The sequence below is a fragment of the Streptomyces sp. T39 genome (assembly GCF_008042045.1).
GTDB lineage: Bacteria > Actinomycetota > Actinomycetes > Streptomycetales > Streptomycetaceae > Streptomyces.
The window spans coordinates 879,223-895,359 of the sequence record NZ_RDBP01000037.1 but is presented as its reverse complement, the minus strand read 5'-3'; the positions used below and the strand labels follow the sequence as shown (position 1 = coordinate 895,359).

The following is a 16,137-nucleotide window of genomic DNA, read 5'->3' as shown; positions in this document are numbered from 1 at the left end:
CGCCGCCCTCCGGGTGCGGCGCCGGGGCACGCGCCCGGCCGCGGGCCCTGGGAGCGGCATGACGGACGCACCGCACGGCACCCCGCAGCCCCCGTCGCGCAGGGGCGTGGCGCACCTCGTCTGCGGGCCGCGCAGCAAATGGGTCGTGCTGATCGTCTGGATCGCGGTGATCCTGCTGGCCTTCCCGCTGGCCCAGAAGCTCGGTGACGCCCAGGACAACGACGCCTCGTCCTGGCTGCCCGGCAGTGCGGAGTCGACGCAAGTCCTCCACGAGGCCGAGGGATTCCGCCCCGAGGTGATCCCGGCGGTCGTGGTCTGGGCGCGGGACGGCGGCCTGACCCCCGCCGACCGGGCGCGGATCGCCGAGGACGCCGCACGGATCCGCCTGCTCGACGACCACGGGCTGCGCGGCGACGAGACGCGCGGTCCCGTCCTCGACCGGCCCGGCGACCCGCGCGCGGCCCAGCTCTACGTGCCGATCACCATGGACGAGAAGGGCTGGGAGCGGATCGGTCCGGCCGTCGACTCGCTCCGGGAGATCACCGGCACGGGTGCGGCGGGCCTCGCGGTGCACATCACCGGGCCCGGCGGCACGTCGGCGGACTTCTCCGAGGCGTTCGAGGGCATCGACTCGACACTTCTGCTCGCCGCGCTCGGCGTCGTCGTGGTGGCGCTGCTGATCACCTACCGCAGCCCCACCCTGCTGCTGGTGCCGGTGTTCGCGGTGATCGGCGCGCTGTTCGCCGCGCAGGCGGTGATCTATGCGCTGGCGACCCACACCGGCCTGACCGTCAACGGGCAGAGCGCCGGCATCCTGACCGTGCTCGTCTTCGGCGCGGGCACGGACTACGCCCTGCTTCTCGTCGCCCGCTACCGCGAGGAGCTGCGCCGGCACGAGGACCGGCACGAGGCGATGGCCCAGGCCCTGCACCGGGCCGGGCCCGCCGTGCTCGCGAGCGGAGCCACGGTGGTGCTCGGGATGCTGGTGCTGCTGGTGGCCGAGATGAACTCGACCCGCGGCCTGGGCCCCGTCGCCGCGATCGGCGTCGGGGTGGCCCTGGTCGCGATGCTGACGCTGTTCCCGGCCCTGCTGGTGCTCTTCGGGCGCTGGGTCTTCTGGCCGGTGATCCCGCACACCGGATCGCCCGAGCCGACCGAACGAGGTGTGTGGGCGCGCACCGGCGCCCGGATCGCCCGCCGGCCCCGGGCGGTGTGGACCGGGACCGCTCTCGCCCTCGCCGTCCTCGCGCTGGGTCTGACCCAGCTGCGGGCCGAGGGCATCGACAACGCCGACGCGTTCACCGGGAAGCCCGACTCGATCACCGGGCAGGAGGTCCAGGCCCGGTACTTCCCGGCGGGGAGCGGAGATCCGCTGGTGGTCGTCGCCGACGCCGGGCGGGCGCGGGAGGCCGGCGCGGCGGTGGCGCGCACGGAGGGGGTCGTGCCGGGCTCGCTCACGGTGCCGCCCGGGACGGCGCCGCTGCACGAGGGGCGGGTGCTGTTCGAGGCGACGCTGACGGATCCGGCGGACAGCCAGGCGGCGCGGGACACCGTCGAGCGGGTCCGGGACGCGGTGCACGCGGTGCCGGACGCCGACGCCAGGGTGGGCGGCGGGTCCGCCGCCCTGCTGGACATGGACGAGGCGACCACGCACGACAATCTGCTGATCATCCCGTTGGTGCTGCTCGTGGTGCTGCTGGTGCTGATGGTCCTGCTGCGGTCGCTGGTCGCGCCGCTGCTGCTGATCGGCACGGTGGTGCTGTCGTTCGCCGCCGCGCTCGGGATGAGTGCGCTCGCGTTCCGGTTCGTCTTCGACTACGCCGGGGAGTCGACCGACTTCCCGCTGTTCGTCTTCGTCTTCCTGGTCGCCCTGGGCATCGACTACAACATCTTCCTCACGACCCGGGTCCGCGAGGAGGCGCGGGTGCACGGCACCCGCCAGGGGGTGCTCACCGGGCTGGCCGCGACCGGAGCGGTGATCACCTCGGCGGGCCTGGTGCTCGCCGGGACCTTCGCCGCCCTCGGGACCCTGCCGATGGTCGCGTTCGCCGAGATCGGCTTCGCGGTGGCGCTCGGGGTGCTGCTGGACACCTTCGTGGTCCGCTCGGTGCTGGTGACGTCGCTCTTCCTGGACGTGGGCGACCGGGTCTGGTGGCCGCACCGGATGGCCCGCGGCCCGGCGGGCCCCGCCTCCGGCCCGACCCCGCCCGGCTCGCCGGGCTCCGGCCCGCCCCCGCGCGGCTCGTCCGTACCAGGCTTGTGACAAGGGTGCCGCCGCGTCCGGATGCGGCGCATGCACCGGGGTGCTCCCCGTGGAATCGGTGCCCAGTCCCTGCGCGGGCCATGGATTTCGCGGCAATCGACACGAGACGCAGGGGAGTTCACGCGCCGTGTCGGCGCGAGAACCGGTTGGCCGACGCCGGGAAGGCGTGGCATCCTCTCCGGGTTCCCTGCTGACGGGGGATCAAGAACGGGGGCGGGCCATGGGGTACACCATTCCTGAAGGCGTCGACACGATGCTGGACGTCGTGGGCGTGGGGTGGCCGAACGTCGACGAGGACGCGTACCGCGACATGGCGGACGCGCTGCGGGAGTTCGCGGACGACGCGGACGACGACGCGGGCTCGGCGCACGGCCACATCCAGCGGCTGCTGTCGACGGGGCAGAGCGAGTCGCTGACGGCGCTGGACAAGCACTGGCAGAAGGTGCAGAAGAAGAACAAGGACCTGGCGGGCGCGGCGCGGATCATCGCCGGGGCGCTGGACCGGGTCGCGGACATCATCGTGGCGCGCAAGATCGCCGCGGTCGGCGAACTGGCCGACCTGTGCGCGACGGTGGGCATCGCGCTGGCGGCGGCTCCCTTCACCGCCGGACTCACCGCGCTGCTGGCGGGCGGGAAGATCGTCGCGACGCGGATCGCGTTCAAGAAGATCCTCAAGGAGATGGCGGAGGCCGCCGTCTCCGAGATCGTCGCCGTGCTCACCCAGCCCGCGGTGGCGGCACTGGAGAGCGGCTCACCCAGCCCGCGGTGGCGGCACTGGAGAGCGTCTGGGCGTCGTCGGCGAGCTGGCGTGCCTCGGTCTCCAGCAGCCGCATGCGCTCCGGCTCGGCGTGCCTCGGTCTCCAGCAGCCGCATGCGCTCCGGTGGCGGAGGGGCGGCAACGGCGGCGGGCGCCCGATGCAGCCGCAGCCGGACTGGCACGGCAGGAGCGCCGGGCGGATGCGCCACCACCGGCGCGACGCCCTGGACGTCTCCGGGCTCGACGAGCCGGAGCGCATGCGGCTGCTGGAGACCGAGGCACGCCAGCTCGCCGACGACGCCCAGAAGGCGACCGGACAGACCCCCGAGGGCAAGGACCGCATCCGGTCGGGCTGCGCGGGGTCGCTGTCCCACGGCGACGTCATCACCTCCCACACCAGCTCGCAGGGGCGCCACGGACAGGCGTACCCGGACACCCATCCGTCGTTGAAGGAGCTGTACGACGACGTGCAGGCGCGGTCCGACCGCGACGGCACCCCCCTCGGCCGAGGGCACGGGAGGTGCGCGGAAGTATCCTTGGTCTCCGACCGGTTGCACGAACTCGGGCGCACCCGGGACATATCGAGCCTCGACGACGCCCGCGACGCACTGGCCGGAAGCAAGATCCACACCGTGGCCATCGGCGAACAGTTCGACAACGACGGCAACAAGGTGGCGCACGGCGGCTACCTCCCGCCCTGCCGCAGTTGCGGGCCGGTGATGGACGCCCTGGGAGTCGGTCTGCACAGCTGACCGTCCGACCAACCGATTCCCCCAGCGAGGAGCACCATGAGACGACCCACCGCCCCCCGGAGCGAGATCGACGCCTGGCTGTCGGCCCACGGCTGGCACGCCGGCCGGGAGGACGAACCGGAGAACGCGGCGAAGGCCGGCGAACTGATCGGCCTGCGTGTCCGGGGCTCCGCGGAACAGGGCTTCCCCCTGGAGCCGTGGGACGAGGTGCGCCGCTTCGTGGCGTCCTTCGTCGGCCTGGAGTTCCCCATGCCCAGGGCACCGGAGCGCGTCTTCCGGGCGAACCCCACCTTCGGGTACACGGGCGACGCCGAGGACATCACCGAACTGGCGGAGAACCTGGGGCAGCGGCTCTTCCCGGTCGGCTGGGAGTCGACCGAGAACGGCATCGTGCTGCTGGACGACACCGGGCGCTTCTTCTACCTGCACCACACCGGGCCCTACTTCCTCGGGGCCGACGAGACCCAGGCCCTGTCCAGCCTGATGACCGGGGACCAGGAAGACGCGGAGGGACACTTTGTCTGACCTCGTGCCGGGCGTGGCCGCCTCCCTGATCGTCCAGGGGACGATCGTCAGCCACACCAATCTGACCGGGGACGAGTCCCCCCGGCTCCACCCCGCCGTGCAGGGGTTCCTCGACGCGCTGCCCCCCGGGCTGCGGGAGCCGTTCATCGGCTACTGCGCCGAATCCGCCCTCGTCTCCGACCAGTTGTGGGGCCTGGACGAGCAGCGCACGGACGGCGGCACCACCTCCCTCGACGAGGCGCGCGAGCACTTCGCGGGCTCGGCCCTCATGGCGAGGAAGATCCGCGAGCACGGCGATCCGGAGCACGGCGCCCCCGCGCCCGTCTGCCGGTCCTGCACCGCGCTGCTCGACGAACTCGGCGTGGACGTCATCGGCTCATGACCACGCACACCGACGCGCTCACGGCCGCCGGCTGGTACGAGGGACGGGATGCCGGTGCCAGCGCCCTGTCCGCGGCGCTCACGGCGGCGGCGGTCCTCCCGTCCGTCACCGGCGCACGCGGCTGGACGCTCTTCCCCGCCGCCCGTCAGGCGCTGCGGGAGTTCCACGGGCTCACGCTCGTCCCCGGCACGGCGGGCACCGAGGTCGCGGCGACGGGCTGCGTCGTCGACCCCTCGGAGGCGCTGCACGCGGTGCGCGCCCTCGCCGCGCTCGGCGAGGAACTCGGGGAGGACGTCTTCCCGCTCGGCCGCACGGACGCGGACGGGGCGCTCGGGGTCTCGGAGTCGGGCGGCCTGCTCTGCGTCGACCACGGCGGCCGGTGGGTGCTCGGCGACTCGGTGGCGGACGGGCTCCGTGCGCTGACCACGGGACGGGCGCCGCGCCGTGTCGTGCCCCGCCGATGGGTGTGGGAGGCACCCGCCACCCACGAGGACGCGCTGGAGAACGCGGTGCGCACGGCGCTGGCCGGTGTCTACGTCCTGCACCACCGGCAGCTCTACGGCGCGCGGAAGCTGGGCCTGACGGCCACGTCCCTGCGCGGGATCGGCGCCGAGGTCCTGTCCGGCTCGGTGCCCCTGCCGGCCGGCTCCCTTCAGGAGATCGCCACCCCGCTGACGGCCGGGATGCGGGAGCTGCTCGACGCCGGGGGCGTGCCCGTGCAGGGCTGCGCGCTGACCCTGACCGCGAGCGCGCCCCGGGGTACCGGGGCCCCGTACTCCTCGGTGCGCTGTTCCGTGCGCGTCGGCCACTCGGCGGTGGCGCCCGCGGCGGCGGAGCTCTCCCTGCTGGCGGGCCCCGGCACGGTCCACGGACGGGCCGACGGCCTCGTCCGCGCCTGCGTCCGCGACCTGACCCGCTACACGGGCGCGCAGACGGCCGCCGGCGCGGCCCACGCCCCGGCCTGAACGCCACCGCCGCCGGACGCCTCACCGGCAGGGCGGAGCGCCTCCTCCGCCCGGAGCCGGCCGCCGCGGGCGCCGCAGCCCGCCCCCACGACCGTGCCGCGCCCCGGCACGTGACGCCCCGGCGCGGCCCCCGCGAAGCATCCGCAGGCGGTCCCGGTCCTCGGCCACGCACCCCGAGGACCCCGGCGCGTGACGCCCGGACTCCACCCCGCGAAGCATCCGCGGGCGGTCCCGCGCCTCGGCGGCGCGCCCCGAGGACCCCGGCGCGTGACGCCCCGGCGCGGCCCCACAGCGCATCCCCGCGGAAGGCCGCCGACGGGCGGGCCCGCGCGCTCAGGCGGTGCGGCGGAGCAGCGCGAGGTACATCGCGTCGGTGCCGTGCAGATGCGGCCACAGCTGCACATCGGGGCCGTCGCCGAGCGCCGGGACCCCGGGCATCAGCGGCCGGGCGTCGATCCACTCGGCGGACACCGCCGGTCCGCCGCGCCCGCGCAGCACGTCGTCCACGACGACCCGGGTCTCCGCGAGATGCGGGGAGCACGTCGCGTACCCCACGACGCCGCCGACGCGCACCGCCCGCATCGCCTCGCGCAGCAGCCCGCGCTGGAGCGGGGCGAAGCCGTCGAGGTCCTCGGGCCGGCGCCGCCAGCGGGCCTCGGGGCGGCGGCGGAGCGCGCCCAGGCCGGAGCAGGGAACGTCGACGAGCACCCGGTCGAAGACGCCCTCCCGCCACGGCGGGCGGGTGCCGTCGGCTGCGACGACCTGGTAGGGGCCGGGGTTGCCCGCCAGTGCCCGTCCCACCAGCCGGGCGCGGTGCGGCTGCTTCTCCGAGGCGAGCAGTGCGGCGCCCCGCTCCGCGGCCAGTGCGGCGAGCAGCGCCGCCTTGCCGCCGGGGCCGGCGCAGCCGTCCAGCCAGCGCCGGTCGGGACCTTCGAGGGGCGCCGCCGCCAGGGCCAGCGCCACCAGCTGGCTGCCCTCGTCCTGCACGCCCGCACGGCCTTCCCGGACGGCCTCGATCGCACCGGGCTCACCGCCCTCGGCGAGGCGCACCGCGTACGGCGACCAGCGGCCCGGCAGCACGGACTCCTCGCCGAGCAGGTCCACCAGCTCGCCGGGCGTGGCACGGCCCGGGCGGGCGACGAGGGTGACCTCGGGGCGCTCGTTGTCCGCCTCCAGCAGGTCCTCGATCCCCGCGCGGCCGCCGCCGAGCGCGTCCCAGAGCGCCGAGACGATCCACCGCGGGTGGGAGTGGACGACGGCGAGGTGGTCCTCGGCGTCGTCCTCGTACGGGGGCGCGACGCGCTGCACCCAGGTGTCGAGTTCGTCCTGGGAGATCTTGCGCAGCACGGCGTTGACGAACTTGGCCCGGCCGTCGCCGAGGACCACCCGGGCGAGCTCGACGCTGGCGGAGACCGCCGCGTGGGTGGGGATGCGGGTGCCGAGCAGCTGGTGCGCGCCGAGGGCGAGGACGTCGAGGACCGGCGGGTCCACCTCGCGCAGCGGGCGGTCGATGCAGGCGGCGATGATCGCGTCGTAGGTGCCCTGGCGGCGCAGGGTGCCGTAGACGAGTTCGGTGGCGAGCGCCGCGTCCCGGCCGTCGAAGTCGCCGTTCTCCCGGGCCTTCTTGAGCAGCGGCGGCAGGACGAGGTTCGCGTACGCGCCCCGTTCGTCGACGGCCCGCAGCGCCTCGAAGGCGAGGATCCGCACGGGGTCCTTCCGGGGCTTGCGGTACGGCTTGGGGGAACGGCGACGGGACTGCTCGCTCAAAAGGTGCTCCGCGTTCGTGAGGGCTGATCACTCCCACCCTACGTCCGGCGCGCCGCCCGCCCGCGACGGGACCGGCCGCCGGACGGGCCGGGCGTCCGGCGGCGAGCTTCTCCGCGGCGCCGATGCGCACGCCGCGCGCCGCTCAGGCGCCGAGCTTCTCCCCGGCACCGATGCGCACGCCGCGCGCCCAGTCCGCCGCGCGCATCGGCTTCTTGCCCTGGGGCTGGACCCACAGCAGCTCGACGGCGTGCGAGCCGGTGCCGGCGTGGACGTGGTTCTTCCCGGCGTCCAGCTCGCCGGGGGCCAGGTCGGTGCGGTCGGGCAGCGGCGCGACATGGAGCAGCTTGAGGCGCTCCCCCCGGAACACCGTCCAGGCGCCGGGGGCCGGGGTGCAGCCGCGCACCACGCGGTCGACGCGCAGCGCGGGGGTGGTGAAGTCGACGTGGGCGTCCTCGACCGTGATCTTCGGGGCGAGCGAGACGCCGTCGGCGGGCTGCGCCACGGCGTGCAGAGTGCCGTCCTCGATGCCGTCCATGGTCGCGGCGAGCAGGCCGGCGCCGGCGAACGCCAGGCGGGTGAGCAGGTCGCCGCTGGTGTCGGTGTGCCGGACCGGTTCGGTGATCACGCCGTAGACGGGACCGGAGTCCAGCCCCTCCTCGATCTGGAAGGTCGCGGCGCCCGTCATCTCGTCACCGGCGAGGATCGCGTGCTGCACGGGCGCGGCCCCGCGCCAGGCCGGCAGCAGGGAGAAGTGGAGGTTCACCCAGCCGCGGGCCGGGATGTCGAGGGCGACGCGGGGCAGCAGGGCGCCGTAGGCGACGACCGGGCAGCAGTCCGGCGCGATCTCGCGCAGCCGCGCGAGGAACGCCTCGTCCTTCGGCCTGGCCGGCTTGAGCACCTCGATCCCGGCCTCCTCCGCACGCTGGGCCACGGGGCTCGCCACGAGGCGCCTGCCGCGCCCGGCCGGTGCGTCGGGCCGGGTGACGACGGCGACGACCTCGTGCCGCCCGGAGGCGATCAGGGCGTCCAGGGCGGGGACGGCGACCTCGGGGGTACCTGCGAAGACGAGCCTCATCGGTGACTGACTGCCTCTCGGGCTTGAGCTGTTACGCGTACGGTGACGAGCAGCTCACCAGTCTATGGGGCGGTGCCGCAGGGGGCGTACGGAAGCCCGCGCGCCCCGCGCATATGCGCATACGCCCCGAAGCGTGACCAGATCGGCGGCAGGAGCGTTGGTCAAGAGAGATTGACCCAAGCGGGCCGCCCGGACGCGGCCCGACCCTTTCAACGCCGGTTCGAGAGGCTTGTCGATGGCCGACCACGCAACCCACGACGCCCAAGCCCGGGCAAGCCTGCACCTGTTGGTGCGGGACATCGAGCGGGTCCGCCGGCAGGTGGACGCCTTGCGCACGCTCACCGCCCAGTTGGGCAATGTCTACCGCCCGCGCCGCTCCGGCCCGTCCACGGGCTTCGTCGTCTACGGCAGAGCGCCCGCCCCCACCGTCCGTCTCGCGCAGGAACTGCGGGACAGCGTGGAGACGCTGGTGACCGCGGCGGTGGACTTCGACCGTTCCCTCGGCTTCTCCTGGGACGCCGTCGGCTCGGCGCTCGGGGTGACCAAGCAGGCCGTGCACCGCCGTTACGGCTCGCGCCGCGCGACGCCCCCGCAGCCGGGGCCGGCCGACGAGGCGGAGCGGGTGCCCGAGACCACGGCGACGCGCACGATCCCCGGCCCGCTGCCGGCCGTGCCGGCCGCCCGCTCGATGCCCCCGCAGCCGACGGACCCGCGCCCCGGCGCGTTCCCCGGCCCGCGCAGCGGCTGACCCTCCGGCACCCTCGCCCCCTCGCCGGGGGCGTCCCCGGTCCCGCGCGGGCGGTGACCGCCCCGGCCGGGCGGGCGGCCCGCCGCCGCGGCGCCGTCGGCCGGCGTCCGTGTCCGGCGCACCCACCGCCGCGCCGTCAGCCGATGTCCGGCGGGTCCACCCGGATGCGGACCGGATCCGTGCCGCCGCGGGCGAGCCGGGCCACCTGGGCCGTCTTCAGCGCGGCGGCGAGCGCCGACCCGCTGCCCGGGGGCACGCGCAGCAACGCCCGCTCCCAGCGCTCCCCCGCCGGAGGGTCGCCGGGGCGGCGCGGGCCCCGGCCGGCCTCGGTGACCGGCAGCGGCACGGGCCCGAGCACCTCCGTCTCCGGCGGGAGCCCGGCCGCGACGAGGAACTCGGCGACCGCCTCCGGCCGCCCGGTCACCTCGGCCATCCGCGACACCGGGGGGAAGCGCAGCTCCGCCCGTTCCGCCAGCTCGCGCAGGGCATGGCCCACCGGGTCCCAGCGGACCAGCGCCTGCACCGGCCGCAGCGTCGGCTCCGCCACCACCACGACCGTGCCGCCCTCCTCCTGCCCCCTTACGAGGGACGCGGCGGCAAGCCACCGGCGCAGGGCCTCCTCGCCCGCGCGCAGGTCGGGCCGGGTGAGCATCGCCCAGCCGTCCAGCAGCAGCGCGGCCGTGTACCCGCCCTCGGCGACGGGCTCCGCCCCGGGGGTGGAGACCACCAGCGCGGGCCGCCCCGGGACGGTGTCGAGCACATGGTCGCGGCCGGAGGTGCGCACCGGCACGGCCGGGAAGGCGCGCCCCAGCTCCTCCGCCGTGCGCCGCGCCCCCACGATCTGCGCGCGCAGCCGGAACGCACCGCATTCCGCGCAGTGCCAGTCGGTCTCGGCCGTGCCGCACCACACGCAGTGCAGCTCGCGCTCGTCCTGCGCGGCCAGCGGGCCGGCGCAGTGGCGGCAGCGGGCGGGGGCGCGGCAGCGCTCGCAGGCGAGCCGGGGGGCGTAGCCGCGCCGGGGCACCTGGACGAGCACGGGACCGTCGCGCAGACCCTCGCGCACCGTCTGCCAGGCCAGGCTCGGCAGACGCGCGGCACGGGCCGCCTCGTCCCGTGCGAGGTCGTGGTCGCCGACGGTCCTCACCAGGGGCGCCGCCGCCCTCACCCGTGCCCGGTCGGCGACCAGCGGACGGGCCCAGCCGCTCTCGACGAGCTGCGCGGCCTCCACGGTGCAGCCGGTGCTGCCCAGCAGGAAGGCGCAGTCGTCGTGGGCGGAGCGCAGTTCCAGCACTTCGCGTACGTGGGGGAAGGGCGCGTGGTCGTCGCTGTGGCTGGCGTCGCCGTCGTCCCAGACGGCGACGAGGCCGAGATCCCGGACGGGGGCGAACATGGCGGCGCGGGTGCCCACCACGGCGCGCACCGAGCCCCTGCGCACGGCGAGCCATTCGCCGTAGCGCTTCTGCGGCCCCGAGTCGGCGGTGAGCAGGGCGTGCCGCCCCGGGCCGAGCACGGCGGTGAGCGCCTCGTCGACCCGGGCGGCCCGGCGCCCGTCGGGGACGACGACCAGGGCGCCGCGCCCGGAGGCGAGGGTGGCGGCGACGGCGCGCGCCAGTTCGTCCGGCCAGTGCGGGCCGGGGAGCGCGGTCCACACCGCGCGGGGCGTACGGCCGGCCGCGAGGGACCGCAGGAACGCGGGGCCGTGCCCGTAGCGCTCCCAGGGGCCCGGTTCGGGTGCGGGGGGGCCCGTAGCGCTCCCAGGGGCCCGGTTCGGGTGCGGGGGGACCGCGTCGACGCCCTCCGGGCTGCGGCCGGCGTGTAGCCGCACCCGCATCCCGCACCGGGCCCCCGACCGCAGCAGCGGCCGGGGGCCCGCTGCCGTCACCGGGGCGGGGAACCGGCCGGGCCTCGGCCTTGCCGTTCCGGGGCGGGACGGCGAGCTGGAGGATGTCGGCGAGGCTGCCCGCGTAGCGGTCGGCGACCGCCCGGGCGAGGTCGAGCATGCCGGGGCTGAGGACCGGTTCGGGCGAGACGACATGGGCGAGCGCGGCGAGCGGTCCGCTGTAGTCCGACTCGGCCAGCCGCTCGACGAGGAAGCCGTCGATCAGGCCGCCGCCCTCCCGGCGTCCGCCGCGGACCTGGTGCGCGCCGGCGCCGAAGCGGACGCGGACCCGTACCCCCGGCTGGGCAGCGGCGTCGAGCTCCTCGGGCACGGCGTAGTCCCAGAGCCGGTCGAGGTGGAGCGCGCCCTTGTCGACCATGACCCGGGCGACGGGCAGGTCCTTCGCCAGCGGGGCGCCGCGCCAGGTGCGCGGCTTGGCCTTGGGCACGTGTGCCCGGCGGACGGTCTCCCGGATGAGCGCAAGCTGCTCCGGCCCGCCGGCCGCGGGGTCCTTCGGCTGCTCGTCGTCGCTGCTCACAGCCAACATTCCTACCAGAGCCCGCCGACAGTCCGGCCCGGCCGGTTCCCCGCCCCGGTGACGGCAGCGGGCCCCCGGCCGCTGCTGCGGTCGGGGGCCCGGTGCGGGATGCGGGTGCGGCTACACGCCGGCCGCAGCCCGGAGGGCGTCGACGCGGTCGGTCCGCTCCCAGGTGAAGTCGGGGAGCTCACGGCCGAAGTGTCCGTAGGCCGCGGTGCGGGCGTAGATCGGGCGGAGCAGGTCGAGGTCGCGGATGATCGCGGCCGGGCGGAGGTCGAAGACCTCGGCGATGGCCTGCTCGATCTTCTCGACGTCCGTGGTGGCGGTGCCGAAGGTCTCGACGAAGAGACCGACGGGCTCGGCCTTGCCGATGGCGTAGGCGACCTGGACCTCGCAGCGGGCCGCGAGACCGGCCGCCACGACGTTCTTGGCGACCCAGCGCATGGCGTACGCGGCCGAGCGGTCGACCTTCGACGGGTCCTTGCCGGAGAAGGCGCCGCCGCCGTGCCGGGCCATGCCGCCGTAGGTGTCGATGATGATCTTGCGGCCGGTCAGACCGGCGTCGCCCATCGGGCCGCCGATCTCGAAGCGTCCGGTCGGGTTGACCAGCAGGCGGTAGCCGTCGGTGTCGAGCTTGATGCCGTCCTCGACCAGCTGCTTGAGCACGTGCTCGACGACGAATTCGCGGATGTCCGGCGCGAGCAGCGAGTCCAGGTCGATGTCGGACGCGTGCTGCGAGGACACCACGACCGTGTCCAGGCGGACCGCCTTGTCACCGTCGTACTCGATGGTGACCTGCGTCTTGCCGTCGGGGCGCAGGTAGGGGATGGTGCCGTTCTTGCGGACCTCGGACAGCCGGCGGGAGAGCCGGTGGGCGAGGTGGATCGGCAGCGGCATCAGCTCGGGCGTCTCGTCGCACGCGTACCCGAACATCAGGCCCTGGTCGCCGGCGCCCTGCTTGTCGAGCTCGTCCTCGTCGCCCTCGACGCGCTTCTCGTACGCCGTGTCGACGCCCTGCGCGATGTCCGGGGACTGGGAGCCGATGGACACCGAGACGCCGCAGGAGGCGCCGTCGAAGCCCTTCTTCGACGAGTCGTAGCCGATCTCGAGGATCTTGTTGCGCACGAGGGTCGGGATGTCCGCCCAGGCCTTGGTGGTCACCTCACCGGCGACGTGCACGAGGCCCGTCGTGATCAGGGTCTCGACGGCGACCCGCGAGGTGGGGTCCTCCTTGAGCAGGGCGTCGAGGATCGTGTCGCTGATCTGGTCGGCGATCTTGTCGGGGTGGCCCTCGGTCACGGACTCCGAGGTGAAGAGACGGCGGGACACATCGCTCCCTGGGGTTGCAGCGGCTGCTGGCTGATCATTGACGGACCGGCAGGGGGCTGCGCCCCGCGACGTTCCGCGGACCAGTTTATCGGTCGCGTTCCGCAGCCGGACAACCCGTCTCGCAGCGTGGGAGCTCCCTGACCTGTGGTCCATGGCCGAGACGCTACGACCATAGCGCCTGCGGGCGGAGTGATTCGCCACATTTGGCGGGTTTTACCGGGGTGCTGCTCTTCACCGCATGGTCGCCGAGTGTTCGCCCCGGCCGGCGCGGCGCCCGGCCCGGCGGCCGCCCCCGGCCATGAGCTGTCTCACACTGCGGGACCGCGGACGGCACGGACGGGGCCCGCGGGCGACGGGGGGATCAGCGGCCGCCCCGGTCCACCCGGGATTCCACGAGGTCCCAGACGGTGTCGGCGAGGGCTTCCTTCGGGCCGTGCGGCACCGGTGTCTCGGCGCCGTCGGCGGCGAGGACGACGGCCTCGTTCTCCTCCGAGCCGAAGGTCCTGCGCTCCCCCACCTCGTTCACGACCAGCAGATCGCAGCCCTTGCGGCGGAGCTTGTCGCGGCCGTTGGCCAGAACGTCGTCGGTCTCGGCGGCGAAACCGACGACCACCTGTCCGGGGCGGGCGCGGTCGGCGGAGATCTCGGCCAGGATGTCGGGGTTGCGGACGAGCACGACCGAGGGCGCCTCGACGCCGTCCTTCTTCTTGATCTTGCCGGTGGCGTACTCGGCCGGCCGGAAGTCGGCCACCGCGGCCGCCATGACCACCGCGTCGGCGTCGGCGGCCGCCTTCAGCACGGCCTCGCGCAGCTGCACCGCGGTCCCGACGTGCACCACGTCCACCCCGGCGGGGTCCGGCAGCCCGGTGTTGGCCTCGATCAGCGTGACCCGGGCGCCGCGCGCGGCGGCCGTGCGGGCCAGGGCGTAGCCCTGTTTGCCGGAGGAGCGGTTGCCGAGGAAGCGCACCGGGTCCAGCGGTTCGCGGGTGCCGCCGGCGCTGACCACCACATGGAGCCCGCCGAGGTCGGGGGCGGCGGCGCCGCGGGCGAGGACCCGGCGGCAGACCTCGAAGATCTCGCCCGGTTCGGGCAGCCGCCCCTTGCCGGTGTCGACCCCGGTGAGCCGGCCCACGGCGGGTTCGATCACCAGGGCGCCCCGCCGGCGCAGGGTGGCGACGTTCTCCTGGGTGGCGGGGTGCTCCCACATCTCGGTGTGCATGGCGGGGGCGAAGACGACGGGACAGCGTGCGGTGAGCAGCGTGTTGGTCAGCAGGTCGTCGGCGAGCCCGTGCGCCGCCTTGGCGAGCATGTCGGCCGTGGCGGGCGCCACGACCACGAGGTCGGCGTGCTGGCCGATGCGTACATGGGGGACCTCGTGGACGTCGTTCCAGACCTCGGTGGAGACCGGGTTGCCGGACAGCGCGGACCAGGTGGCCGCGCCGACGAAGTTCAGGGCGGACGCCGTGGGCACCACGCGCACGTCGTGTCCCGACTCGGTCAGCCGGCGCAGCAGTTCGCACGCCTTGTAGGCGGCGATGCCCCCGCTGACCCCCAGAACCACCTTCGGCTTGTCCACTGCGTCTCCCCGCACTCGGATCCGGTACGTGTCCATGCTGCACCACGGCCCACCGGGCGGCCCCGGCGGCCCGGTACGGCGCCCGGGCCCGGCGGAGACGCTTCCGGGTACGCCACAGGCCCGGCGGATGACTCCGCCGGGCCTGTGGCCGGGTACGTGGTACGCCTACTGGGCCGGGCCCTCGATGGCCTCGGACGTCAGCAGTCCCGCGTTGATCTCACGCAGGGCGATCGAGAGCGGCTTCTCGTGGACGTGGGTGTCCACCAGGGGGCCGACGTACTCCAGCAGGCCCTCACCGAGCTGCGAGTAGTACGCGTTGATCTGACGCGCACGCTTGGCCGCGTAGATCACGAGGCTGTACTTCGAGTCAGTGGCCTCGAGCAGCTCGTCGATCGGCGGGTTGATGATGCCCTCGGGCGCGGTGATGGAAGAGGACACTCTCTAGCCTTCCGAAGAACGTGCACAAAAGATTCGGACAAAAGATCAAACAACTGCCATCAAGGCTAGCAGCTCACGGGCCACACCTTCGACGGAGGTGTTGACGAGGGTGGTGTCGAACTCCGCCTCGGCGGCCAGTTCGACCTTGGCCGCGGCCAGGCGCCGCTCGATGACCTCGGGGGACTCGGTGCCGCGGCCGGTGAGCCGGCGGACGAGCTCCTCCCAGCTCGGCGGGGCGAGGAAGACCAGCTGGGAGTCCGGCATGGACTCCTTGACCTGCCGGGCGCCCTGCAGGTCGATCTCCAGCAGCACCGGCTCACCCGCCTCCAGGCGGTCGAGGACGGCACGGCGCGGCGTGCCGTAGCGGTTGCCCGCGAACTCGGCCCACTCCAGCAGCTCGCCGTTGGCGACCAGCTTGTCGAACTCGTCGTCCCCGACGAAGAAGTACTGGACACCGTGCTGCTCGCCGGGCCGCGGCTTGCGGGTCGTGGCCGACACCGAGAGCCACACGTCGGGGTGGACCTTGCGCATATGCGCGACGACCGTGCTCTTGCCGACCCCCGAGGGGCCGGAGAGCACGGTCAGCCGCGGACGTACCTCTGCTGCCATGGAGCGATTATCCAGCTTCCCGGGAGTGCCTCGCGCCGCACCCGGCGGTACCGGCCGGCAGGCGGGCCCGGGCCGCGTCCGCGGACCGGGCCGCCCACCGGGCGTCACGCGCCGGGTGTGGCGCCAGGGACGTCAGGCGGCGCCGCCGCCGAACTCTCGCTCCAGGGAAGCGATCTGGTTCGAGCCGAGACCGCGCACGCGGCGGCTCTCGGAGATGCCGAGCCTCTCCATGATCTGCTTGGCGCGGACCTTGCCCACGCCCGGCAGGGACTCGAGGAGAGCGGAGACCTTCATCTTCCCGATGACGTCGTTCTCCTGGCCCTGCTTGATGACCTCGTGGAGGGAGGCGCCGGAGTGCTTGAGTCGATTCTTGACCTCGGCCCGCTCCCGGCGAGCCGCGGCGGCCTTTTCGAGCGCGGCTGCGCGCTGTTCAGGGGTAAGGGGCGGAAGAGCCACGCCTACGTCACCTCGGATGTCGAACTGGTCGGATACGGACCGGTGGGGACCGATGTCGGCCCCGCACCAGGTGAGCTA

At 74.7% G+C, this 16,137-nt stretch carries 13 protein-coding genes and 2 pseudogenes; 7 read left to right on the top strand and 8 right to left on the bottom strand.

Annotation, left to right across the window (positions count from 1 at the left end; genetic code table 11):
- The first annotated feature begins 58 nt into the window (after positions 1 to 58).
- From EAO77_RS26605 to EAO77_RS26580, 6 genes and pseudogenes are all read left to right on the top strand, one after another.
- Positions 59 to 2,263, top strand: coding sequence for an MMPL family transporter (locus tag EAO77_RS26605; RefSeq protein ID WP_147990792.1), 2,205 nt, complete (start codon positions 59 to 61; stop codon positions 2,261 to 2,263).
- Positions 2,264 to 2,483: 220 nt separating this feature from the next.
- Positions 2,484 to 3,011 (top strand): annotated as a pseudogene (locus EAO77_RS40410) (type IV secretion protein Rhs); the annotation flags it as partial.
- 17 nt (positions 3,012 to 3,028) lie between these two features.
- Positions 3,029 to 3,772, top strand: coding sequence for a YwqJ-related putative deaminase (locus EAO77_RS26595; protein ID WP_187283408.1), 744 nt, complete (start codon positions 3,029 to 3,031; stop codon positions 3,770 to 3,772).
- Positions 3,773 to 3,808: 36 nt separating this feature from the next.
- Positions 3,809 to 4,297 (top strand): SUKH-3 domain-containing protein, encoded by a 489-nt coding sequence (locus EAO77_RS26590; RefSeq protein WP_147990790.1) that lies wholly within the window; start codon positions 3,809 to 3,811, stop codon positions 4,295 to 4,297.
- Complete coding sequence (locus EAO77_RS26585; protein ID WP_147990789.1) at positions 4,290 to 4,679, top strand: YwqJ-related putative deaminase; 390 nt, start codon at positions 4,290 to 4,292, stop codon at positions 4,677 to 4,679. The genes EAO77_RS26590 and EAO77_RS26585 overlap by 8 nt, the downstream gene beginning before the upstream one ends.
- Entirely contained in the window at positions 4,676 to 5,644 is a 969-nt protein-coding gene (locus EAO77_RS26580; protein WP_147990788.1) for an SUKH-3 domain-containing protein, read from the top strand. Before EAO77_RS26585 ends, EAO77_RS26580 begins: the two co-directional genes overlap by 4 nt.
- A gap of 333 nt (positions 5,645 to 5,977) precedes the next feature.
- On the opposite strand, the gene EAO77_RS26575 is transcribed toward EAO77_RS26580, so the two are convergent.
- Together EAO77_RS26575 and fmt are read right to left on the bottom strand one after the other, a co-directional pair.
- Positions 5,978 to 7,411, bottom strand: a complete 1,434-nt coding sequence (locus EAO77_RS26575) for an RsmB/NOP family class I SAM-dependent RNA methyltransferase (protein ID WP_147990787.1) — start codon at positions 7,409 to 7,411, stop codon at positions 5,978 to 5,980.
- Between the two features lie 142 nt (positions 7,412 to 7,553).
- Entirely contained in the window at positions 7,554 to 8,486 is a 933-nt protein-coding gene (gene fmt / locus EAO77_RS26570) for a methionyl-tRNA formyltransferase (protein ID WP_147990786.1), read from the bottom strand.
- 235 nt (positions 8,487 to 8,721) lie between these two features.
- Between fmt and EAO77_RS26565 the strand changes: the two genes are divergently transcribed.
- Positions 8,722 to 9,234 (top strand): hypothetical protein, encoded by a 513-nt coding sequence (locus EAO77_RS26565; protein ID WP_147990785.1) that lies wholly within the window; start codon positions 8,722 to 8,724, stop codon positions 9,232 to 9,234.
- A 136-nt stretch (positions 9,235 to 9,370) separates the two neighbouring features.
- Here EAO77_RS26565 and EAO77_RS26560 read toward each other — a convergent pair.
- The 6 genes and pseudogenes from EAO77_RS26560 to EAO77_RS26530 all read right to left on the bottom strand — a co-directional run bounded on the left by EAO77_RS26560 (position 9,371) and on the right by EAO77_RS26530 (position 16,059).
- A pseudogene (locus EAO77_RS26560) lies at positions 9,371 to 11,651 on the bottom strand (primosomal protein N').
- A gap of 120 nt (positions 11,652 to 11,771) precedes the next feature.
- Positions 11,772 to 12,980 carry a methionine adenosyltransferase gene (metK, locus tag EAO77_RS26550; protein WP_147990784.1) on the bottom strand — a complete coding sequence of 403 codons (1,209 nt, stop codon included), beginning with the start codon at positions 12,978 to 12,980 and terminating at the stop codon, positions 11,772 to 11,774.
- 361 nt (positions 12,981 to 13,341) lie between these two features.
- Positions 13,342 to 14,592: a bifunctional phosphopantothenoylcysteine decarboxylase/phosphopantothenate--cysteine ligase CoaBC gene (coaBC, locus tag EAO77_RS26545; protein WP_147990783.1), complete on the bottom strand. Its 1,251-nt coding sequence runs from the start codon at positions 14,590 to 14,592 to the stop codon at positions 13,342 to 13,344.
- A 129-nt stretch (positions 14,593 to 14,721) separates the two neighbouring features.
- Positions 14,722 to 14,994, bottom strand: coding sequence for a DNA-directed RNA polymerase subunit omega (rpoZ, locus tag EAO77_RS26540; RefSeq protein ID WP_005319902.1), 273 nt, complete (start codon positions 14,992 to 14,994; stop codon positions 14,722 to 14,724).
- Positions 14,995 to 15,039: 45 nt separating this feature from the next.
- Positions 15,040 to 15,603, bottom strand: coding sequence for a guanylate kinase (gene gmk / locus EAO77_RS26535; RefSeq protein ID WP_147990782.1), 564 nt, complete (start codon positions 15,601 to 15,603; stop codon positions 15,040 to 15,042).
- Between the two features lie 132 nt (positions 15,604 to 15,735).
- The gene (locus tag EAO77_RS26530) at positions 15,736 to 16,059 is read right to left on the bottom strand and encodes an integration host factor (RefSeq protein WP_005319887.1); all 324 of its coding nucleotides are present in this window, start codon (positions 16,057 to 16,059) and stop codon (positions 15,736 to 15,738) included.
- Positions 16,060 to 16,137: the final 78 nt, after the last annotated feature.